The sequence below is a fragment of the Streptomyces sp. NPDC091289 genome (assembly GCF_044757365.1).
Classification (GTDB): Bacteria; Actinomycetota; Actinomycetes; order Streptomycetales; family Streptomycetaceae; genus Streptomyces.
The window spans coordinates 72,348-93,041 of record NZ_JBIVUT010000005.1 but is presented as its reverse complement, the minus strand read 5'-3'; the positions used below and the strand labels follow the sequence as shown (position 1 = coordinate 93,041).

General features: G+C 71.9%; 17 protein-coding genes. 11 read left to right on the top strand and 6 right to left on the bottom strand.

The features are described from left to right. Nucleotides 1–101 precede the first annotated feature (101 nt). A complete protein-coding gene (locus ACIQPT_RS07880) occupies nt 102–1,853 on the top strand; it encodes a class I adenylate-forming enzyme family protein (protein ID WP_401153679.1) in 1,752 nt (583 codons plus the stop codon). On the opposite strand, the gene ACIQPT_RS07875 is transcribed toward ACIQPT_RS07880, so the two are convergent. Further along, entirely contained in the window at nt 1,840–3,117 is a 1,278-nt protein-coding gene (locus tag ACIQPT_RS07875) for a M6 family metalloprotease domain-containing protein (protein ID WP_401153677.1), read from the bottom strand. The two genes, ACIQPT_RS07880 and ACIQPT_RS07875, sit on opposite strands and share 14 nt — an antisense overlap. Nucleotides 3,118–3,383: 266 nt before the next feature. On the opposite strand from ACIQPT_RS07875, the gene ACIQPT_RS07870 reads away from it, so the two are divergent. Continuing rightward, entirely contained in the window at nt 3,384–4,079 is a 696-nt protein-coding gene (locus tag ACIQPT_RS07870; RefSeq protein ID WP_401153676.1) for a TetR/AcrR family transcriptional regulator, read from the top strand. 182 nt (nt 4,080–4,261) lie between these two features. Further along, on the top strand, nt 4,262–5,788 hold the full coding sequence (locus ACIQPT_RS07865; protein WP_401153674.1) for an MFS transporter: 1,527 nt from the start codon (nt 4,262–4,264) through the stop codon (nt 5,786–5,788). A gap of 96 nt (nt 5,789–5,884) precedes the next feature. Here ACIQPT_RS07865 and ACIQPT_RS07860 read toward each other — a convergent pair whose 3' ends face one another. Continuing rightward, on the bottom strand, nt 5,885–6,397 hold the full coding sequence (locus ACIQPT_RS07860; protein WP_401153672.1) for a MarR family winged helix-turn-helix transcriptional regulator: 513 nt from the start codon (nt 6,395–6,397) through the stop codon (nt 5,885–5,887). Nucleotides 6,398–6,661: 264 nt separating this feature from the next. Here ACIQPT_RS07860 and ACIQPT_RS07855 point away from each other — a divergent pair, with 264 nt between their 5' ends. Next, nucleotides 6,662–7,444 (top strand): dioxygenase, encoded by a 783-nt coding sequence (locus ACIQPT_RS07855; RefSeq protein ID WP_401153671.1) that lies wholly within the window; start codon nt 6,662–6,664, stop codon nt 7,442–7,444. 50 nt (nt 7,445–7,494) lie between these two features. Here the strand turns inward: ACIQPT_RS07855 and ACIQPT_RS07850 are convergent, their stop codons facing one another. Beyond that, nucleotides 7,495–8,574: a questin oxidase family protein gene (locus ACIQPT_RS07850; protein WP_401153670.1), complete on the bottom strand. Its 1,080-nt coding sequence runs from the start codon at nt 8,572–8,574 to the stop codon at nt 7,495–7,497. Between the two features lie 628 nt (nt 8,575–9,202). On the opposite strand from ACIQPT_RS07850, the gene ACIQPT_RS07845 reads away from it, so the two are divergent. Next, nucleotides 9,203–10,204, top strand: a complete 1,002-nt coding sequence (locus ACIQPT_RS07845) for an RNA polymerase sigma factor RpoD/SigA (RefSeq protein WP_401153669.1) — start codon at nt 9,203–9,205, stop codon at nt 10,202–10,204. 130 nt (nt 10,205–10,334) lie between these two features. On the opposite strand, the gene ACIQPT_RS07840 is transcribed toward ACIQPT_RS07845, so the two are convergent. After that, on the bottom strand, nt 10,335–11,420 hold the full coding sequence (locus ACIQPT_RS07840; protein WP_401153667.1) for a helix-turn-helix transcriptional regulator: 1,086 nt from the start codon (nt 11,418–11,420) through the stop codon (nt 10,335–10,337). A gap of 61 nt (nt 11,421–11,481) precedes the next feature. Here ACIQPT_RS07840 and ACIQPT_RS07835 point away from each other — a divergent pair, with 61 nt between their 5' ends. Then, nucleotides 11,482–13,008, top strand: a complete 1,527-nt coding sequence (locus tag ACIQPT_RS07835) for an MFS transporter (protein WP_401153665.1) — start codon at nt 11,482–11,484, stop codon at nt 13,006–13,008. A 66-nt stretch (nt 13,009–13,074) separates the two neighbouring features. On the opposite strand, the gene ACIQPT_RS07830 is transcribed toward ACIQPT_RS07835, so the two are convergent. Together ACIQPT_RS07830 and ACIQPT_RS07825 are read right to left on the bottom strand one after the other, a co-directional pair. Continuing rightward, nucleotides 13,075–13,842 (bottom strand): DUF6227 family protein, encoded by a 768-nt coding sequence (locus tag ACIQPT_RS07830; RefSeq protein ID WP_401153663.1) that lies wholly within the window; start codon nt 13,840–13,842, stop codon nt 13,075–13,077. 305 nt (nt 13,843–14,147) lie between these two features. Next, entirely contained in the window at nt 14,148–15,245 is a 1,098-nt protein-coding gene (locus tag ACIQPT_RS07825; protein WP_401153662.1) for a P1 family peptidase, read from the bottom strand. A gap of 217 nt (nt 15,246–15,462) precedes the next feature. Between ACIQPT_RS07825 and ACIQPT_RS07820 the strand changes: the two genes are divergently transcribed. From ACIQPT_RS07820 to ACIQPT_RS07800, 5 genes are read left to right on the top strand one after another with little or no spacing between them, the layout of a single operon-like run. Continuing rightward, nucleotides 15,463–16,572 carry an MFS transporter gene (locus ACIQPT_RS07820; RefSeq protein WP_401153660.1) on the top strand — a complete coding sequence of 370 codons (1,110 nt, stop codon included), beginning with the start codon at nt 15,463–15,465 and terminating at the stop codon, nt 16,570–16,572. Next, on the top strand, nt 16,569–18,896 hold the full coding sequence (locus ACIQPT_RS07815; RefSeq protein WP_401153658.1) for a molybdopterin oxidoreductase family protein: 2,328 nt from the start codon (nt 16,569–16,571) through the stop codon (nt 18,894–18,896). The genes ACIQPT_RS07820 and ACIQPT_RS07815 overlap by 4 nt, the downstream gene beginning before the upstream one ends. Nucleotides 18,897–18,904: 8 nt before the next feature. Continuing rightward, complete coding sequence (locus tag ACIQPT_RS07810) at nt 18,905–19,507, top strand: 4Fe-4S dicluster domain-containing protein (protein WP_007452552.1); 603 nt, start codon at nt 18,905–18,907, stop codon at nt 19,505–19,507. Beyond that, nucleotides 19,504–20,256 carry a Rieske (2Fe-2S) protein gene (locus ACIQPT_RS07805; protein WP_401153656.1) on the top strand — a complete coding sequence of 251 codons (753 nt, stop codon included), beginning with the start codon at nt 19,504–19,506 and terminating at the stop codon, nt 20,254–20,256. Before ACIQPT_RS07810 ends, ACIQPT_RS07805 begins: the two co-directional genes overlap by 4 nt. After that, nucleotides 20,253–20,648 (top strand): hypothetical protein, encoded by a 396-nt coding sequence (locus tag ACIQPT_RS07800; RefSeq protein ID WP_401153654.1) that lies wholly within the window; start codon nt 20,253–20,255, stop codon nt 20,646–20,648. Before ACIQPT_RS07805 ends, ACIQPT_RS07800 begins: the two co-directional genes overlap by 4 nt. Nucleotides 20,649–20,694: the final 46 nt, after the last annotated feature.

Below are 20,694 nucleotides of genomic sequence, written 5' to 3'. Positions count from 1 at the left end.
CGTCGTGGCGAAGGCCCGACGGCGGCCTTGGCGCTTCGGCCCCGCCCGCATAGCGTCGCGTGTGTCAGTCAGTGTCAGAGCCAGCGCGAGAGAGGCCGTCCGTGCCGCACACCGTCCCGTCCCCGGACCCCGAAGCAGCCGCATCGGCTGAGCTCGCCCGGCGCGCCGCGCGCATCGAGGCCTCCCTCACCGCGCCCGGCGCGCCCTTCGCCGTGGTCATCGGCGAGCAGGGGACGCCGGAGTACGCCGACGGGCCCCGGACACTCCGGGAGTTCGTGGAGACCACCTGGGCCTACGGGGACGCGCCGTTCCTGATCGCGGGGGAACGGTCGTACTCCTACGGGGAGTTCTTCGCCGCCGCTTCCGCCCTCGCCGTACGCCTGCGGGAGGGGTACGGGCTGCGCTCCGGCGACCGGGCCGTGATCGCGATGCGGAACCATCCCGAGTGGCAGATCGCCTTCTGGGCCGCCCAGTTGGCCGGTCTCGTCGCCGTACCGCTCAACGCCTGGTGGACCGAGGACGAGCTCGTCCACGTCCTCGACGACTGCGAGCCGGGCGTGCTCCTCGTGGACGGGGAGCGGCTGGGGCGGGTCGCCGGCTGGGCCCGGCGGACCGGGACGCGCGTCGTCCTCTTCCACGGCTCCGACGGTGTGGGGGGCGGGGCTTCGGGCCTGCGCCTCGAGCGGTACGAGGAGTTCCCCGCGCCCGATCCGCTGGCCGCGCCGCCCGACGTGGAGCCCCGGCCCGAGGACGACGCCACGATCCTCTACACCTCCGGCACCACCGGCCGCCCCAAGGGCGCGGTGGCCACCCATCTCGCCCAGGCCGGGGCCGCGCTCAATCCCCGCTACCACGCGGCGGCCTCCGCACTGGCGCGCGGCGTCATTCCGGGGATGGGGCCCGCACCGGTCTCCCTGATGACGTTCCCGTTCTTCCACGTCGCCGCGTTCACCGGGTTCTACGGTGCGATGGCGGCCGGCGGCACCCTCGTCCTGATGCACAAGTGGGACGCGGACGAGGCGCTGCGGCTGATCCGTACGCACCGCGTCACGCACTTCGCCGGGGTCCCCGCCACCGGGCTCCAGCTGCTGGAGGCCGGTGAGCGGGCGGGGGACGGGCTGGAGAGCCTCACCCTGTTCAGCACCGGGGGAGCCGCGCCCCCGCCCGCCCTGGTCGCCCGCCTCACCGCCCGGTACGGCAAGCGTGTCGAGCCCCGCAACGGCTACGGGCTCACCGAGACCAGCGGCGGGGTCCTCGCGCACTTCGGGGACGCGTACCGGGCGGAGCCCGGCGGCGCGGGGCGGCCCACCCCGGTCACGGAAGTGCGGGTCGCCGGGCCCTCGGGCGATGAACTGCCCGACGGGGAGGCGGGAGAGCTGTGGCTGCGCGGCCAGTCGCTGTTCCGGGGCTACTGGCGCGACGCGGCGGCGACCGAGGAGGCCTTCGGGGACGGCGGCTGGTTCCGTACGGGGGACCTCGCCGTACGCCGCGAGGGGCGGATCTCGGTCGTCGACCGGCTCAAGGACGTGGTGATCCGGGGCGGCGAGAACGTGTACTGCGTCGAGGTGGAGGGCGTCCTGCACGACCATCCCGACGTGGCCGACGCCGCCGTCCTCGGCATCCCGCACCCGGTGCTGGGGGAGGAGGTGGCGGCCGTCGTCCGGCTGCGCCCTGGGGCCGCCGTCACCGCCGAGGCCCTGTGCGAGCACGTCGGCGGGCGGCTCGCCGCCTTCAAGGTGCCCGCCCGGGTGCTGTTCACCGACGAGCCGCTCCCGCGCAACGCCACCGGGAAGCTCCTCAAGGATCAGATCCGAGTCCTGCTGGAAGCGTCCCCGCCGCTCACGGGCGCGTGACCCGTATCCGGTAGTTCCCGTCGTCGTCCTCGTCCAGCACGGATATCCGTACGCCGTTGGCCCGGTCGGTGAACGTCTGGCCGGGGCGGAACGGGGCGTCGGACAGTTCGGCGTGCACGTTGGGGCGCCGGGTGCAGCCGCCGCTGTCCTCGGTGGCGTCGGCGACGGAGACCGGGCCCTGGCCGGTGTCCACATCGGAGCTGACCTTGTAGATCAGCACCCCGGGCCGGCAGACCGCCTCGTCGTTCCCCGCCGCCGTACGGACCTCCACGGCGTAGCCGGACTGGGCGCTCAGCGGGACGAAGGCGAGCTTCGTGCCGCCCTCGGTGGCCAGCGGGCCGAGCGTGTGCTCGCTGACGCCGGGCTGCGAGGCGCAGCTGATCTGCTCGTTGTCGAGCCAGCCGAGCTTCCACTTGTGCCAGGCGAGGAAGTCGTTGTTGGCGCCCCAGTCCTCGGACATGATGTCCCAGTGCCCCACCGAGCCGCCGCCCTCCATCGTGTAGAGATCGGGCAGCCCGAAGACATGGCCGTTCTCGTGCGGCAGGACGCGGTAGCCGGTCTCGGCGTACGACCCCGATCCGTCGTCCTGGCGGCTGTAGACGAACGAGGTGTTGGCGAGCGGGACGCCGTCCGCCTCCGGGGCCTCGTCGTTGCCGGAGAAGGTCACCGAGAGCACGGTGTCCAGCGCGGAGGGCCCGGCGTTCGGGCTGACCAGGATGTTGACCAGGTCGTACGCGGAGAAGTCGACCCGGGGGTCGGCGGCCGCGACGATGTCCTTCACCAGCTGGCGGTAGCCCGGCTCGAACGGTGAGCCGCGCTCTATCCCGTACTCCGTGAACGGCATCGGCATCCGCAGCCAGTCCTTGACGGGGGCTTCGGGCCGGTAGACGAGCCGGCCGTAGGAGCTGGCCCTGAACCACTCGGAGGTCTGTGGGAAGAACTCCGCGTACCGGTCCGTCGCGGGTTCCGTGCCCTCCGCGTCCGGGAAGTCGATCATCAGGTTGAGCGCCCTGACCTCGCCGGTCGACCGGGCGTAGCCGGGCGGGGTCGGCAGGCCCTCCGACATCTGTACGCCCATGGTGGCGGAGATCCGGCACGGGGCGAGCGCGGCGTCCTGGGAGGTGGCCGCCGGTCCCGCCGAGGCGCGGCCGGCGCTGGGAAGCGTGGTGCTGGCCGAGGCCATGGCTGCTATGACCAGCGCGGTCGCTCCGGCCAGGGCGACCGGGCGGCGGTGACTGCGTATCCGGTGGCGGGGCTGCTGCATAGAGGCGCCTTCGGGGTCCGCGGCAGTCGGCCGACCCCTGACTGCGCTCTGGCGATCAGCCTGTGCCGGGTGGTCCGGGCCCGCTCGCTGGGTGCGCCGATCGGAGGGTTTTCCCGCGAAGCGATGTGACTCAGGCCACAGTGTGGCCGGAAATAACCGGGGAGCCTCTCCCCGTTTGCATACGTGTCCCCGCTAAACGGGGAAGTGGTCCCCGGTTACGTACAGGGGCCGCCCGGCTACACAGGGGGAAGGGAAGGAACGCCGTCGTGGAGACCGTCGCCGAGAGCACCGCACCCGCAGCGCAGTGCGGCACCGCACCCGGCACCGCACCCGCAGCGCAGTGCCGCACGGCCCGCCCGCGGGCCGACGCGCTGCGCAACCGTGAGCGGATCGTCACGGCCGCACGCGAGCTGTTCGTCGAGTTCGGGCCGGACGTGGCGCTGGACGACGTCGCACGGCGGGCGGGCGTCGGCAACGCCACGCTCTACCGGAACTTCCCCGACCGGGCCGCCCTCACCCATGAGGTCGTCCTCGCGGTCACCTCCCGCACCACCCTCCGGGCCGAAGAGGCCGTCGCCGCGGAGTCCGACCCGTTCGCCGCGCTCAGCCGCTTCGTGCACGCGGCCGCCGACGAACGGATCGGCGCCCTGTGCCCGATGCTTTCCGGCGTCTTCGACAAGGACAACCCCGAACTGCTCGCCGAGCGCCGGCGCCTCGAAGAGGCCGTCGAAGGGCTCGTGGCGCGCGCCATGTCCGCGGGGCGGCTGCGTACCGACATCGGTGTCGGTGACGTACTCGTCGCCCTCTCCCAGCTCACCCGGCCGCTCCCCGGCATCGCCTGCCAGGGCATCGACCGGTTCACCCACCGCCATCTGCAGTTGTTCCTGGACGGCCTGGAGGCTCCGGCCCGCTCCGAACTGCCCGGATCGGCGGCGACCTTGGAGGACCTGCGGCGCCCCTGACGCCCGCACCGACCTGAACCTTCCGGCCCTGCTCCGAGGGGCCCTGCTCTGAGGGCCCCGGCCCCCACCGGTCCGCTTCACCTTCACCTTCACTTCACCCGTCGCGCGTACACAAGCACGTACCGCCGACGCCCACTTCGCGACGCCTCGGCGCCCTCGCACGTCCTTAGGTGGCTACACCCATGTCAAAAACGGCTGACACGGCCCTTCCCGATCCGAGTCGCTGGAAAGCGCTGGCCTTCATCGCGCTCGCCCAGCTGATGGTCGTCCTCGACGCGACCATCGTGAACATCGCGCTGCCCTCCGCCCAGACCGACCTTGGCATCTCCGACGGCAACAAGCAGTGGGTCATCACCGCCTACGCCCTCGCCTTCGGCGGGCTCCTCCTCTTCGGTGGCCGGATCGCCGACCTCTGGGGCCGCAAGCGCACCTTCGTCGTCGGTCTGATCGGCTTCGCGCTGGCCTCCGCGCTCGGCGGTGCCGCCCAGAACGAGGCGATGATGTTCGGCTCCCGGGCCCTCCAGGGTGTCTTCGGCGCCCTGCTCGCCCCGGCCGCCCTGTCCCTGCTCGCCGTGATGTTCACCGACGCCAAGGAGCGCGCCAAGGCGTTCGGCATCTACGGGGCCATCGCCGGTGGCGGTGGCGCGGTCGGCCTGATCCTCGGCGGCTTCCTCACCGAGTACCTGAACTGGCGCTGGACGTTCTTCGTCAACATCCCGTTCGCCATCGTCGCCGCCGCGGGCGCGTACTTCGTCATCCGTGAGCCCTCCGGCGCCCGCAACCGCGCACCGCTGGACATCCCCGGCGTCGTGCTCTCCACGCTCGGCCTGGTCGCCCTCGTCTACGGCTTCACCCGCGCCGAGTCGGCCGGCTGGTCGGACGCGCTGACCGTCTCCATGTTCATCGCCGCCGCCGTGCTGCTGGTGACCTTCGTCGTCGTCGAGTCGCGGGTGAAGTCGCCGCTGCTGCCGCTGCGCGTCCTCACCGAGCGCAACCGGGGCGGGGTCTACCTCTCGCTGGGTCTCGCCATCATCGCGATGTTCGGGCTCTTCCTCTTCCTGACCTACTACCTCCAGGTCGTGAAGGGCTACTCCCCGGTCAGGACCGGCTTCGCGTTCATGCCCATGATCGTGGGCATGATCACCGGCTCCACCCAGATCGGCACCCGGCTGATGACCCGGGTCCCGCCGCGGCTGCTGATGGGCCCCGGATTCCTGGTCGCCGCGGTCGGCATGCTGCTCCTGACCCAGCTGGACCTGAACACCAGCTACACGGCCGTCATCCTGCCCGGCATGCTGCTGCTCGGCCTCGGTATGGGTACGGCGTTCATGCCGGCGATGTCCCTGGCCACGCACGGCATCGAGCCGCGTGACGCGGGAGTGGCCTCCGCGATGGTCAACACCTCGCAGCAGGTCGGCGGCGCCATCGGCACCGCCCTGCTGAACACCATCGCCGCGAGCGCCACCACCGCGTACGTCGCCGATCACGCGGCCCGCGCCACGGACCCGGAGCTTCTGCAGCTTCAGGCCATGGTCAGCGGTTTCGCCGCCGCGATCTGGTGGGCGGTCGGCATCCTCGTCGCCGCGGCCGCCATCGCGATCGCCCTCATCAACACCGGCCGCCCCGGAACGGGGTCGGGCGGCGGGGAGCGCGGCGCCTCCGACGCGGGCGCCGATGAGGAGGTCAGGATCCCGGTCGTCGCCCACTGACGGCGGCCCGATCCTTCTCCGTACTCGCTACTCGCTACTTGCCAGTCGCTAGTTGCTAGTCGCTCTCTGCCCTGGTTCCGCTCGGCGATCGTTCGCTCAGCGGAGCCAGGGCAGATCCGCGTCCGTGCCCTCCGGCTCCAGGCCGGTCGCGAGCACCCGCATGATCTCCCCGAGGCTGCTCACCTGCTCGGGCGTGAGCCGGTCGAACATCGCCTGCCGTACAGCCTCGACATGCCCCGGCGCCGAGCGGCGGAGCATCGCGAGGCCGTCGTCGGTGAGCACCGCGTTCTGGCCGCGCTTGTCGGAGGGGCAGTCCTCGCGGCGCACCCAGCCGTTCTTCTCCAGCCGGGCGATGGCGTGGGAGAGCCGGGAACGGGTGATCTTCGCGTTCCGGGCCAGCTCCGTCATCCGCATCCGGCGGCGGGGGGCCTGGGAGAGCTGGACGAGTAGCCCGTAATAGATGTGCGGCATGCCGGCGTCGCGCTGCAACTGGCGGTCGAGGTGATCCTCCAGCAGCGTGGTGGCATGCAGATAGGCGCGCCAGGCGTGCTGCTCCTCGTCGGTGAGCCAGCGCGGCGCGCTGGTGGGTGCCGTGGTCATGTACTCCACTGTACGACCTTTTCTTGAAAGTTTAACTAGATAGGGCTAAGGTCTCCGAAGGTAGGAACTTGAAGTTTCAAGAGACCTGCCGAGGAGGTTCCCGAAGGGGATCCTGCATGGATGCGCCAGGGTTCCGCAGGACCCCTGAACAACGATCCCCCGGATGACCTCGGGGAACTCCTGCTCGGACGAACTCGTGACCGGATCCCGTGCCCGGTGCGCCCAGCGCGGCGCCCGCCGCCCCGGGGTCCGCGTCCAGTGGATGGGAGTGCCATGACAGCCACCGCGGAGCGGATGCCCGCCCTCTACCTCTCGCACGGCGCACCGCCGCTGGCCGACGATCCGGTCTGGCCCGGTGAGCTCGCCGCCTGGTCCGCGGGCCTGCCCCGCCCCCGCGCGATCCTGATGGTCTCCGCCCACTGGGAGGAGGCGCCGCTCGCGCTGGGCGCCACCGAGGCCGTGCCGCTCGTGTACGACTTCTGGGGCTTCCCCGAGCACTATTACGCGGTGCGGTACGGGGCCCCCGGCGCGCCGGGGCTCGCCGACAGCGTCCGCAAGCTGCTGCGCGGCGCCGGTACGCCGGTCCAGGACATCCCGGACCGCGGCCTCGACCACGGGGCGTACGTACCGCTGGTGGAGATGTTCCCGGACGCGGACATCCCCGTACTCCAGATCTCGATGCCGACGCTCGACCCGCAGAAGCTGATGGACATCGGGCGCAAACTCGCCCCTCTGCGCGACGAGGGCGTACTGATCGTCGGCAGCGGCTTCTTCACCCACAACCTGGCCGCGCTGCGGCACCGGGGCGGCGGGGTGCCCGGCTGGTCGGCGGAGTTCGACGACTGGGGCGACCGCGCGCTGCGGGCCCGGGACATCGACGCGCTGATCGACTTCGAGCACACGTCCCCGGCCGGAAAGCTGGCCCATCCGCGCACCGAGCACTTCGCGCCGCTGTTCGTGACGCTGGGCGCGGCCGAGGACGAGCTGGACCGGGGGCGGAGCGTCATCGACGGGTTCTGGATGGGGCTGGCGAAGCGCTCGGTGCAGTTCGGCTGAGGGGTACGGGGTACGGGGTACGGGGTTCGGGGGCCGGGGGCCTCGCCGTCCTAGAACACCGGCGGGTTCAGCTCGATCGCGCGCCCGGCGGCGGAGAACGCGAGCGCGTCGCCCACATCCAGCGCCGTGTCGGTGAACTTGATGGTGTGGTCGTCGCCGTGCGCCGCCGCCCGGGCGAACAGCTCCCCGGCGTCCGGAGCGCCCGCGGCCGACGCGGGCACCGGGGCCGCCTCGCGGGGCGCGTAGGCGGCGGTGACCGCGGCGCTCGCCGCCCAGGCGGCCCGCAGGCTCGGCGTCCACAGGTCGCCGGGGAGGGCCGGCAGGGTGCGCAGGACCGCGTTGGGCGCGGTCGCCGCGTGGACCAGCATGATCGGCTCGCCGTGCGCGTGGGTCGCGTACCGGTGCGTCGAGGCCCGGACCAGCTCCCGGAGCGCGGACCGGGCGGCCTCCGGGGAAGCGGTGGGGCCCTGCCCAGGCCCCGGGGCGGACTCCTCGCCCGGGCGCGGGACCATGTCCTGCGCAGGTGCCGGCCACTCCGGGAACCCGGTTAGCTGCGCGAACCGGTCCCGGATGCCACCGCTCTGGTCGGGCACCGGCGGCACCCGGTCCAGCGCCGCCGCCGCGCTCGGGGCCGGGCCGAGCGGTGTGAGGGCGGGCAGCGGCTGGTGCCGGGCGGCCCAGTAGCCGAGGGCGTGGGCCAGCTCCCGGACGCGCGGGGCGGTCTCCTCGCCCGTCAGCAGGGTCCGTACGGAGTGACCCACCCGGATCACCGGATGCGTGGCGCCCGCGGCGATGCCCGGCAGCAGCCGGGGCCACCACACGGCGAGCACGTCCCGCCAGGGCGCCTGGGCCGTCTCCCGCTCGAAGTACGCCGTCCAGTCGGCGACGCGGCGCGGGTCGCCGAGCGCCTCGTGCCAGTTCAGTGCGGTCACCGGGGCGCCGGTGACCGGCATCTCCTCCAGCTTCGGGCCGTAACGGTCCAGCCAGCGGTGCACGGCCGAGGCCTGGCCGTGCCGCACCAGAGCCTCCACGGCCATCGGCGCGTGATTGCTGAGCCAGCCGTCGCGCTCCGGTCCCGAGACGTGGATGCGCTCCAGCGCCTCGTCGAGGGTGCCCGTGGTGTCGTCCATGCCGATCACACTCCCGTGGTGTCCGTGCCGGTCACGGCCGTGCGTGCCGTGTGTGCCGTGTGTGCCGTGTGTGCCGTGCGTGCTGTCGTGCCGTCCGGTGCTGTGTGTGCCGTCGTGCCGATCACGGTAGGCAGGCGCGGGCCGGGGCGGATCGGGCTGCGGTCCCGGTCGGCCTCCGACCGCGGTCCCGGTACGCCGGGACGCGGTTACCGGCCGGATGGGTCGGCGGTCCTAGGTCCGGAGGCCCCGGGTGCACATCGCGGACATCCTGAGCAACCCGAACGACGCCCGGTACGTCTTTCACGGCGGGAGCGCGGCCCTCCTGGATCCCGGGACGGCCGCGTGGGGGAGAAGCGGGCGCGTATGTGAGCGCGGTCTCACGGACGCGCTGATTCCGGGGGCCGGGCCGGAGCACCGGAAAGCGGCCGGATCGTCCCCGGCACCGGCTCTGACCTGCGGGTCCGGCGGAACCTGGAAGTGGAATCCAGCGGTCGGCGCCGGACAGGGTACTGCATGGTCACGAAAATGAATGTGCGGCATGGGAATTCTGTCCGGATTCCAGTCGTTGTTTCCATCGGATGCAGGGCACCCGAAAAGGTGTCGCGACCTACTCAGCAAGGGAGCACGCATGGCAACCCGTGCCGTCGCCCGTCGTACGTCCACCACCTCCGGTGGGACCGGCCGGGCAAGCAGTGTTCGCGCCGGAGGCGGGGAAATCGCCGATCGCGACCTGGTCGGCATGTACCTGGACGAGATCGCCCGCACACCGCTGCTCGACGCCGCCAAGGAAGTCGACCTCTCCCAGACCATCGAGGCGGGCGTCTACGCCCAGCAGATCCTCGACGGCGAGGTGGAGAGCGACGCCGGTGACGCGAAGCGTGAGGAGCTGGAGGCGCTGGTCGCCGAGGGCGAGCGCGCCAAGGACATATTCATCCGTTCCAACCTCCGGCTCGTCGTCGCCGTGGCCCGCCGCTACCCGCGCGCGGGGCTCCCTCTGCTCGACCTGATCCAGGAGGGCAACGCGGGCCTGGTGCGCGCGGTCGAGAAGTTCGACTACGCCAAGGGCTTCAAGTTCTCCACGTACGCCACCTGGTGGATCCGGCAGGCCATCACCCGGTCCATCGCCGACCAGTCCCGCACGATCCGGCTCCCCGTCCACCTGGTGGAGGAGCTCGGCCGGATCCGCCGGGTCCAGCGCGAGTTCAACCGCGAGCACGGGCGCGACCCGGAGCACGCGGAGATCGCCGCCGAGCTCGACTCCAACACCGAGCGCGTGGGCAACGTCCTGGACTGGGCCCGCGACCCGGTCAGCCTCAACATGTCCGTGGACGACGACGGCGACACCCAGTTCGGCGACCTCCTGGAGGACACCTCCGCCGTCTCGCCCGAGCAGTCGGTGATGACCCTGCTCCGCAGCGAGGAGCTGGAGGACCTGATCGGCAAGCTCGACAACCGGACCGCCTCCATCATCAAGATGCGGTACGGCATCGAGGACGGACGCGAGCGGACCCTGACCGAGGTGGGCAAGCAGCACGGCCTCACCCGGGAGCGGATCCGCCAGATAGAGAAGCACGCACTGCTCGAATTGAAGCGAATGGCTCACGACACGGGCTTTGACGCTGCGGCGTGAGCCAATAACCCGTAATCTCCCCATCAAGCCGGTTCGCACCGGCTGACCGACCGGGTCATTCCGGTCACCCGACCGGTTTTCACCGGTCCCTGAGCTGAGCCCCGGCGCCCACCCCCCCCGGCGCCGGGGCTCATCCCTGTTCCGGCCCCGGTCCCTGCCCCTGCCCCTGCCCCGGTCCCTGTTCCGGTCCCTGTTCCGGGGCGGTGGGCCCGGGCCGGGCGGCGCGGGTCAGCCGGGCGCCGAGACTCTCCAGGTACGCGACCAGCTGCGGCGGCCCCTGTACGGAGAACTCGCAGTCCACCAACGCCAGCCGCAGTGCCACCCACTCCAGCGAGTCGGTGCACGAGGACCGCAGCCGGCAGCCGCCCTCCCCGCCTTCCCCGTCCGGCTCGGGCACCCCGAGATGCGCGGGCAGCCGCGCCGCCACGAACTCCGCCGGCGCCCCGAACCACACATCGAGGCGCAGTTCCGGCTGCATCCGCCTCATCGAGCGCGCCAGGAACCTCGCCGCGTCCCCGCCGCCGCTGCTCCTCGCGTCGCTCTCCGCGCCCTCGACGGGCAGCGGCCTCGGCGCGAAGCGGGCCCCCGTCGCGTACGGCTCGCCGACCCGGTCCACCCGGAACGTACGCCAGTCCTCCCGGTCGAGGTCGTACGCCACCAGATACCAGCGCTGCCCGGTGCTCACCAGCCGGTACGGCTCGACCTGCCGCTTCGTCCGGGTGCCGTCGCCGCTGCGGTACGCGAACCTCAGCCGCTCCCGCCCGGTGGCCGCCGAAGCCAGCGTCGTCAGGGTCCGCGGGTCGATGGTGGAGCCGTCGCCCCGGGTCAGCGGCACGGTGGCGTTCTGGAGCGCCGAGACCCGGTGCCGCAGCCGCGAGGGCAGCACCTGTTCCAGCTTCGCCAGCGCCCGTACGGAGGCCTCGTCGACGCCCTCGATCGCGTGCCCCGCCCCGGCCCGCAGCCCCACGGCGATGGCCACCGCCTCCTCGTCGTCCAGCAGGAGAGGCGGCATGGCGGCGCCCGCCACCAGGCGGTACCCGCCCACCGAGCCGCGCGAGGCCTCGACCGGATAGCCCAGGTCGCGCAGCCGGTCGACGTCGCGGCGGATCGTGCGCGGGCTCACCTCCAGCCGCTCGGCCAGCTCACCGCCCGGCCACTCGCGCGGGGTCTGGAGGAGCGACAGCAGCTTCAGCAGTCGTGCGGGGGTATCGGACATGGCCCCAGGATGCCGGTCCATCAGGTCATGATCTGACCTAATGGCTGCATAGGTTCTTCCCATGCCTTCTTCCGCACCCCCGCTGCCCGGGGCAACGCACCCCGTACCGCCCACCACGCCCGTAACACCTGTGCTGCCCGCGACACCCGCCCCGGCGGACCGGCGTCGCTGGTTCGCGCTCGCCATCGTGATGACCGCGGCCTTCATGGACCTGGTCGACGTCACGATCGTCAACATCGCGATCCCCAGCATCAAGCGCGAGACCGGGGCATCGCTCTCCGCGATCCAGTGGATCACCGCCGGTTACGCCCTCGCGTTCGCGGCCGGGCTGATCACGGGCGGCCGGCTCGGCGACATCTACGGGCGCAAGCGGCTCTTCCTCATCGGCATCGGCGGATTCACCCTCGCCTCCGCCCTGTGCGGCTTCGCGCCCAGCCCCGAGATACTGGTCGCCGCCCGCATCCTCCAGGGCGCGACGGCAGCCCTGATGGTGCCCCAGGTCCTCTCGATCGTGCACGCCACCTTCCCGGCCCATGAGCGCGGCAAGGTCTTCGGACTCTTCGGCGCGATCGTCGGGCTCGGCGCGGTCTCCGGCCCGCTGCTGGGCGCGCTGCTCACCGAGTGGGACCTCTTCGGGCTCGGCTGGCGGCCGATCTTCCTGATCAACCTGCCCGTCGGCATCGCCGGTCTGCTCCTCGGCGCGAAGTACATCACCGAGTCCAAGGCCCCCAAGGCGGTCCGTCTCGACCTCGTCGGCGTCGCCCTGATCACCCTGGCGATGCTGATGCTCATCTACCCGCTCACCCGGGGACACGAGCTGGGCTGGCCGCTCTGGGGTCATCTGTCGATGGTGGGCAGCCTGTTCGTCTTCGCGGCGCTGGTCCTGTACCAGCGGCAGAAGGCGCTGACCGACGGCTCCCCGCTGATCGAACTGTCCCTGTTCCGGGTGAAGAGCTTCGCCGCCGGCATCGCGGTGCAGCTGACCTTCGGCGTCGGCCTCGGCATCTTCTTCCTGGTCTGGACCCTCTACATGCAGATGGGGCTCGGCTGGAGCGTGCTGCGCGCCGGCACGACGGGCATCCCGTTCTCCGTCGCCGTCTCGGTGGCCGCCGGGATCTCCGTGCAGAAGCTGGTGCCCCGCTTCGGCCGTAAGGTCCTCCAGGCCGGTGCGCTCCTCATGATCGCCGGACTGCTGATCTACCTCTGGGAGAGCGAGCAGTACGGCATGGGCATCACGTCCTGGCAGATGGCCGTCCCGCTGGTGGTCATGGGCGCGGGCATGGGACTGATCGTGGCCCCGCTGACCGACGCGGTGCTCTCCGAGGTGCCCAAGGAGCACGCCGGTTCGGCATCCGGACTGATCAACACCGTGCAGCAGATGGGAACGGCGCTCGGCCTCGGCCTGGTGTCCGTCGTCTTCTTCGGCGCGATCGGCGACCGGCTGGCCCCCGAAGCGGTCGGCCCGGCGTTCGTCGACGCGTTCCAGCAGTCGCTGTGGTGGGTGGCCGGGGTGCTCGCGGTGATCTTCCTGGTGATGTTCGCCCTGCCTACCCGGCCGCGCGCCCATGTGGAGGGCGACGCGAACTGACCTGCGCGGGCGGCGGATTTGCGCCTCGGGTCTGCAGGGCTGGCAGGGTCAGCAGATCTGGCAGGGTCAGCAGATCCGGGTGCGGCTCTCCATCGCCGCACGGGCGGTGTGCTCGTCCTCGTACACCTCGCACATGTGGCGGCCGTCGGGCGTCGCCGTGTGCTCGACCTCCCACAGGCTCGTCTCGCTGCCGTCCAGCAGCAGGAACGCGTGCTCGTAGAGCGTGAATCCGGCGGCCCGGCCGTCGACGTGGCACTGACGCCCGAAGATCTGGGTGATGTGGTGGGCGAAGGCGGACCGGAGCAGCCCCGTCTTCTGCTCGCCCGGCCGGTCGGCGTTCTCCGCTCGGCGCAGCACCCGGCGGGCGTGGTCCGCGGAATTGTCGGGCGCGTACGTCCGGGGGAGCGGGGCCGGCGGGGCGGACATCAGGAGCGTCAGCATCTCCAGATCCCCCTGCGCCTCCTGTCCTTCCCGCATCATCCCGTCGTCGCCGAAGGCCGGGGAGTCGGAGAAGCTCCCGGCCAGCCGGGACGCGGCGACGCGGGCATCGCCCTCCTCGTCGTACAGCTCGTGCCGGCGCGGGGTCCGCAGGTCGCGGCCTCCGCTGTGCACCAGCTCCCACAGGGTCAGGGCGGAGCCGTCGGCGAGGAGATACGTGTGACGGTAGGTCTCGCGGTGCAGCACGGAGCTGTGGTGCGACGAGTGCAGCGAACTGCTGTGGGCGAGCGCCGTGCCGAGGCGGTCGACCGTACTGTCGGGAAGGTCGAAGGAGTTGAGGGCGCGTCGCAGGAGTCGGTCGAGGTGGTGCTCGGTTGTCTCGTACGGATCGCTCAAGGTGGTGTCTCCAGGCCGTCGCCGCGTGTTACTTGATGCGTGCTTAACGTAGTCCCTGGGTCCGACATCGTGACCGGGGTTGGTAAAAACGTAGGGCGCACGCAGAAAGTTCCCCGCTTGTTCCCGGTGCATTTCGGGCGGTTGGGATGAACTCCCTTGCGTGGACGACGAGTCGGCCGCCCGCGCGCCCCTCGCTCGCGCCGCGCGCCCCCTGGTGCCCATCGCGCGGATCAGGCCCCGAGGGGCGTCCGGTCCCAAGGGGTGTCCGGCCCTAAGGGGTGTCCGGCCCCAAGAGGCGTCCGATCCTAAGGGGTGTCCGGCGCTCCCCGGTCGCCGTACAACTCCGTGTACGAGAGGAGCCTGCCGCCCGGCCCCTCGATGCTCCGGGCCGCGCGCACCGCCTTCACGATGGCCCGCGACAGGACGTCGGCGCCCGCCGCCAGGATCTCGTTGACGGCGACCGGATCCCCCGGCTCCACCCGCACCTGCCTGGTGGCCAGCGTGAACACAGTGTCCCCGTCGGTCAGCAGATGGACCGGGCGCACCGCGCGGGCCAGGCCGTCGTGTGCGGTGCCCGCCAGCTTCTGGGCCTGTGCCCGGGTCAGGTCCGCGTCCGTGGCGACGACCGCGATCGTCGTGTTGAACGGCGGGGCCCCGCCCCCGGCCGCCTCCATCGCCTCCCGCTCCCGCGTGAGACGCCGCTCCGCCGCCGCGTGCACCTCGGCCGGGGGGTGCGCCGGTGGCTCCCCGGCCCCGTACTCCCCGAACAGCACCCCGGTCCGGGGATCGACCACCGAGCCCGCCGCGTTCACCGCGACGAGGGCGGCCACCGTGACCCCGGAGGCGAGGCGGGCGCTCGCCGTGCCGATGCCGCCCTTGAGCTGCCCGGCCACCGCACCGGTGCCCGCGCCCACGCCGCCCTCGGTGACGGGCTCCCCGGGCTCCGTGGCGGCCGCGGCCTCGACCGCCGCGCGGCCGGTCGACGCGTCGGGGCGGGCCCGCCAGTCGCCACCCCGGCCCAGGTCGAAGAGGGCAGCGGCCGGAACGACCGGGACCACCTGCCTGGGGCCCGCGCCGACCCGGACGCCCCGGCCCTGCTCCTCCAGCCAGGCCATCACCCCGGACGCGGCGTCGAGCCCGTACGCACTGCCGCCCGTGAGGACGACGGCGTCGACCCGCTGCACCAGATTGCGCGGGTCCAGCGCGTCCGTCTCCCGCGTACCCGGCCCGCCGCCCCGTACGTCCACGGCGGCCACGGCCCCGCCCTCGGGCGCCAGGACGACGGTCGTGCCGCTCAACGCGCCCGCACCCGCGACCTCGGCATGGCCGACACGGATCCCGGCCACATCGGTCAACGCGTCCAGCAGGGGCGGGCGGGCGGGTGCCTTGCCATCGCGGGTCATGTGCGGCTCCTCCGGTCGGGATCGCGGCCCGCGGGGGAGTGCGGGCCGATGCGCCTCGAACGTACCGGCGAGCCGGGAGCGGTGCGCAAGGCCCGCGCGAGCAGGGTGCCCGGACCCGGCCCGGGCAAGGCGACCCTTGCGACTGTCCGGGCGACCCGCTCACCCTCTCACCCCCTAAAACGGGTTCAATCGGCCCAAACGGTCCTACGGTGGCCGGGTGACCGAGCCCTCAGAAGCCACCGCAGCAGCCGAGCCCCACGCGCCCGACGGCACTGCGGCCACGCCCCCCGCCGCGACCGGCCCCCGGTCCGTCACCACCCGGGCCACGCTCGCCGGAGTGGCTGTCTCCGCCCTGCTGATTCTCGCGATCGTGCTCGGCAGCCGGATGCTCCGCAACTTCGACTCGGCCCTCCTCCCCTATGCCGTGGCGACGGTCTTCCTCGCCTTCGGCGTCGCCTACCGGTACACCGTCTGGATCTCCGCCCCCGGCGCCCGGCGCCTCTTCAAACAGGGCTGGCGCAGCCTCTTCTCCCTGGACAACTTCCGCAGAGCCCCCACCGCCCTGCCGAAGATGATCGCCACCTACCTCGGCTTCCAGAAGTTCCTCGGCGCCCGCTCCCATGCTCGCTGGGCCGCCCACCAGCTGATCTTCTGGGGCTGCATCCTCGCCGCCCTGATCACCTTCCCGCTCACCTGGGGCTGGTTCACCTTCACCTCCGGCAGCGGCTCGGGACCCGGCTACGAGATGCGGATCTGGGGCTTCAAGATCCTCGGCTTCGACTCACTCTCCCTCCTCGGCTGGCTGATGTTCCACGGCCTGGACATCGCCGCCGTCCTCGTCATCCCCGGCGCCTCGTACTTCCTGTGGCGCCGGATGAAGGACCGCGGCGCCATCACCGGCCAGCGCTTCGCCTACGACCTGGTGCCGCTGATCGCGCTCATCGTCATCTCCGTGACGGGCCTGCTGCTCACCTTCTCCTCGGTCTTCCTGCACGGCGGCGGCTACCAGTTCCTGGCGATCCTGCACATGGTCTCGGTGGTCTTCACCCTGATCTACATCCCGTTCGGCAAGTTCTTCCACATCGTCCAGCGCCCGGCCGCGGTCGGCATGCAGCTGTTCAAGTACACCGGCCGCAAGGACGACGAGGTGTTCGCCTGCCGCCGCTGCGAGGAACCCATCGACACCGGGCCCTACGTCGAGAACCTGCGCGGCACCATGCGCGACCTCCGGCTCGGCTTCGACTCCTGGGCCGAGTACTGCCCGCGCTGCAAGCGGGTGCTGCGCGGCAGCGCCTACCTCTCCCATGTGAAGAAGGGCTTCAAGTGACCGCGGATCCGCGAGCTGCTGCCGACCGCCGCACCTTCATCCCCCTGGACCCCTCCCTCGCCCCACCCGGCACCCGCGCCTTCCGGGACGCCGGCGGCATCCCGGCTGACCAGTGGCACGCCGACCAGAACGGCGAAACGCTCGTACCGACCCACTGCTGCTTCTGCGGAGTCCAGTGTGGGATGTATCTGCGCGTGGACCGGGGCGGCAAGGTCTTCGGCGTCGAACCCCGCAACCACGACATCAACCGGATGCGGCTCTGCCCCAAGGGCATCAACGCCTATCAGCAGGTCAACCACCCCGACCGGCTCACCGCCCCGCTGATGCGACGCTCCCGCGACGAGGAGTTCCGCGAGGTCTCCTGGGACGAGGCGCTCGACTTCACCGTCTCCGAGATCAAGCGCATCCAGCAGAAGCACGGCAACGACGCCTTCGGGCTCCTCGGCGGGGCCAGCCTGTTCTCCGAGAAGACCTATCTGGTGGGCAAGTTCGCCCGGGTCGCGCTCAAGACCCGGCACGTCGACTACAACGGCCGCCTCTGCATGGTCAGCGCGGCGGGCGCCAACAAGCTGGCCTTCGGCATCGACCGGGCCGGCAACCCCTTCTCCGACATCCTCCTCACCGACTGCCTGCTCATCGCCGGCTCCAACGTCGGCGAGTGCTTCCCCGTGATGACCCAGTACGTCTGGGGAGCCCGGGACCGCGGGGCCAGCCTCATCGTCATCGACCCGCGCGAGACCGCCATCGCCCGGACCGCCGACATCCACGTCGCCCTCAAGCCCGGCACCGACTCCGCCTTCTTCACCTCCGTCCTGCACGTCGTCATCGAGGAAGGGCTCACCGACGAGAACTACCTCGCCGCCCACGCCACCGGCTGGGAGGAGGTCAAGGCCAAGGCCGCCGAATACCCGCCCTCCCGCGCCGCCGCGATCTGCGGGATCCCCGCCGAGCAGATCGTCCAGGTCGCCCGGACCTTCGCCCGCGCACCCAAGGCCATGGCCTGGCACGCCCGGGGCATCGAACACCACTCGCAGGGCGTGGAGAACTGCCTCTCCGTGATCAGCCTCTGCGCCGCCACCGGCCACATCGGCAAACCCGGCGCCGGCTACGGCACCATCACCGGCCAGGGCAACGGGCAGGGCGGCCGCGAGCACGGCCAGAAGTCCGACCTCCTCCCCGGCGGACGCTCCATCATGAACGAGGAGCACCGCCGCCAGATCTGCGAGATCTGGGGCATCGAGGAGTCCGAACTCCCGCTCGCCGGGACCTCCATGATGGAAATGGTCTGGCAGATGCAGCGCCGCGAGATCCGCGGCCTGATCGGCATCTGCAACAACCCCTTCGTCTCCCTGCCCAACTACCGGGTGGTCAAGGAGGGGTACGACACCACCGAGTTCCACGCGCAATTCGACTTCTTCCTCTCCGAGACCGCCGCCAACGCCCATGTCGTCTTCCCCGTCACCACCTGGGCCGAGGACGAAGGCGTGATGGCCAACGCGGAAGCCCGCGTGGTCAAGCACAACAAGGCCCAGGACCCGCCGCCCGGCGTCCGCACCGACACCTGGGCGATCTGCGAACTCGCCCGCCGGCTCGGCGCCGGCGACAAGTTCGACTTCCCCGACTCCCGGTCGGTCTTCGACGAGCTGCGCATCGCCTCCGCCGGCACCGTCAACGACTACTACGGCATCACCTACGAACGGCTGGAGGAGACCGGCGGCATCGCCTGGCCCTGCCCCACCACCGACCACCCCGGCACCCCCCGGCTCTTCGAGGACGGAAAGACCTACCACCCCGACGGCAAGATCCACCTCCAGGTCGTCGAATGGCACCCGCCGATGGACCCGTACGACGACGAGCACCCCATGTCCCTCACCACCGGCCGCACCGTCGCCCACTTCCTCTCCGGCAACCAGACCCGCAGGCTCGGCGCCCTCGTCGAACAGACCCCGCGCCCCTGGGCCGAGATCCACCCCTCCCACGGCTTCCGCAACGGTGAGCCCGTCCGCGTCGTCACCCGGCGCGGCAGCGAGGTCTTCCCCGCCCTGGTCACCGAGGCGATCCGCCCCGACACCGTGTTCGTCCCCTACCACTGGCCCGTCCCCACCGCGGCCAACGCCCTCACCATCGACGCCCTCGACCCCCGGTCCAAGATCCCCGAGTACAAGGTGTGCGCCTGCCGCATCGAGCACGCCGAACGGATCGACGAGGTCCCCGCCCCGCCGGTCGCCCCCGGCCATGTCGCCTACCCGGAGACCCAGGTCTCCCGTACCGACCCGCTGCCTCCCACGGCCCCCCAGGGCCGTGGCACCTCGGAGAGGAGCTGATCCCCCCCATGATGGGCAGAACGATCTTCATCGACCCGGGGCGCTGCATCGGCTGCCAGGCCTGTGTCTCCGCCTGCCGCGAATGCGACTCGCACCGCGGCAAATCGATGATCCACCTCGACTACACCGACGAGGGCCACTCCGTCGCCTCCCTCCCCACCGTCTGCATGCACTGCGAGGACCCGGTCGCCCCGTGCGCCGAGGTCTGTCCCGCCGACGCGATCCTGGTGACCGCCGACGGTGTGGTGCAGCAGGCCGACACCACCCGCTGCATCGGCTGCTCCAACTGCGTCAACGCCTGCCCCTTCGGCGTACCGAAGATCGACCTCCAGGCGAAGCTGCAGATGAAGTGCAACCTCTGCTACGACCGCACCGCCTACGGCCTCGCCCCCATGTGCGCCACCGTCTGCCCGACCGGGGCCCTCTTCTACGGAACCGTCGAGGAGCTCCAGGCGGAGCGCCCCGGCGTCCAGGTCGCCGACACCTTCGTCTTCGGCGAGACCGAGGTCCGCACCGGCGTGGCCATGGTCGTCCCCGCCGAACGCGTCCAGTGGCCGGTCCCCGGCGGTCTTCCCGTCGTCGAGATCAACGGGAAGGACGTCCGCCGATGAGCGTCACCGACCAGCAGCCGGGCGGCGAGCACCCCGCCGGGGGAGACCCGCGCGAGGCACTCCAGGACCGGATCGCCGCCGACTCCCTCACCACCCGGCGGGACTACCTCCGGATCGTCACCACCGTCTCCGGCGGTCTCGCCGTCGGCGGCATCGGCGTGGCGGCCGGCATCCTCCACCGCCACGGCGACGGCGAGGACGGCAAGGCCCCCGAGCCGAAGCGCATCGCCCCGCGACTCCTGCCCGGCGAGTCGATCGCCTTCCGCTACCCGGGCGAGGAGGACCGGGCCGTCGCCGTCCGCCTCGACGACGGCACCCTCGTCGGCTACTCCGCCGTCTGCACCCACCTCGCGTGCGCCGTCATCTGGCGCAAGGACCGGGGCAGCGAGGGCGAGCTGTACTGCCCGTGCCACGAAGGAGTCTTCGACGCCCGGTCCGGCGAGGTCACCGCCGGACCCCCGCCCCGGGGGCTGCCGAAGGTCGTGGTCGTCGAGCAGGGCGACGGAAGCGTCTGGGCCGTGGGCACCACCCGCTCCGGCGAGAGCGTCGAGGAAGGCCTCTGCCGTCAGCTCGGCGGCGAGCGGCCCGACCTCGCGACCCGTATCGGCTGCCCCGACATCGGCGGCGGAGCCGAATCCCCGCCCCGGGCCCTCGGCAGCGGAGCCGAGTCCCCGCCCCGGGCCGCCCGCCCCGGCCGGCGGACCGGCGCTGCGTCCGCCTCCGCCGAGAACCCGGGCGGGCGGGCATGAACGACGCCCCGCACCCCGAGCAGCCGCTGCCTCCCCCGGGCAGCCACTACCCCACCTACCACCCCGGCAGCGCCGACCCCGAGCTGAACCGGCCCGTCCACGAGCGCTATCCGCAGATCCGCCCCACCAGCGGATACGGGGACCCCCGCGTCCGGCACACCGGCCCCGGGCCCGGAGCGGGCACCGACCAGAACCCCGAGCGCTCCTCGAAACTGACCGCCCGGCTCACCCTGGCCATGACGGTCGTCATCGGCCAGCTCTGGGGACTGACGGTCCTGATCGACGAGTGGATGGAGGGCAACACCGGCACGGCCTGGTGGGGGGCCGGCTTCCTCTGTCTGTCGTTCCTCGTCGTGCTCGGCCTGTGGCTCATCGACCCGAAGGACCGCTGACGCCCGCCGCCCGGATCCACGGCGGCTCACACCTCGTGGTGGGCCG

Excerpts from the sequence above, each read along its gene's own strand:
- ACIQPT_RS07875 (WP_401153677.1), bottom strand. The coding sequence starts at position 3,117 with ATGCAGCAGCCCCGCCACCGGATACGCAGTCACCGCCGCCCGGTCGCC.
- ACIQPT_RS07865 (WP_401153674.1), top strand. The coding sequence starts at position 4,262 with ATGTCAAAAACGGCTGACACGGCCCTTCCCGATCCGAGTCGCTGGAAA.
- ACIQPT_RS07855 (WP_401153671.1), top strand. The coding sequence starts at position 6,662 with ATGACAGCCACCGCGGAGCGGATGCCCGCCCTCTACCTCTCGCACGGC.
- ACIQPT_RS07850 (WP_401153670.1), bottom strand. The coding sequence starts at position 8,574 with ATGGACGACACCACGGGCACCCTCGACGAGGCGCTGGAGCGCATCCAC.
- ACIQPT_RS07845 (WP_401153669.1), top strand. The coding sequence starts at position 9,203 with ATGGCAACCCGTGCCGTCGCCCGTCGTACGTCCACCACCTCCGGTGGG.
- ACIQPT_RS07840 (WP_401153667.1), bottom strand. The coding sequence starts at position 11,420 with ATGTCCGATACCCCCGCACGACTGCTGAAGCTGCTGTCGCTCCTCCAG.
- ACIQPT_RS07835 (WP_401153665.1), top strand. The coding sequence starts at position 11,482 with ATGCCTTCTTCCGCACCCCCGCTGCCCGGGGCAACGCACCCCGTACCG.
- ACIQPT_RS07825 (WP_401153662.1), bottom strand. The coding sequence starts at position 15,245 with ATGACCCGCGATGGCAAGGCACCCGCCCGCCCGCCCCTGCTGGACGCG.
- ACIQPT_RS07810 (WP_007452552.1), top strand. The coding sequence starts at position 18,905 with ATGATGGGCAGAACGATCTTCATCGACCCGGGGCGCTGCATCGGCTGC.
- ACIQPT_RS07805 (WP_401153656.1), top strand. The coding sequence starts at position 19,504 with ATGAGCGTCACCGACCAGCAGCCGGGCGGCGAGCACCCCGCCGGGGGA.
- ACIQPT_RS07800 (WP_401153654.1), top strand. The coding sequence starts at position 20,253 with ATGAACGACGCCCCGCACCCCGAGCAGCCGCTGCCTCCCCCGGGCAGC.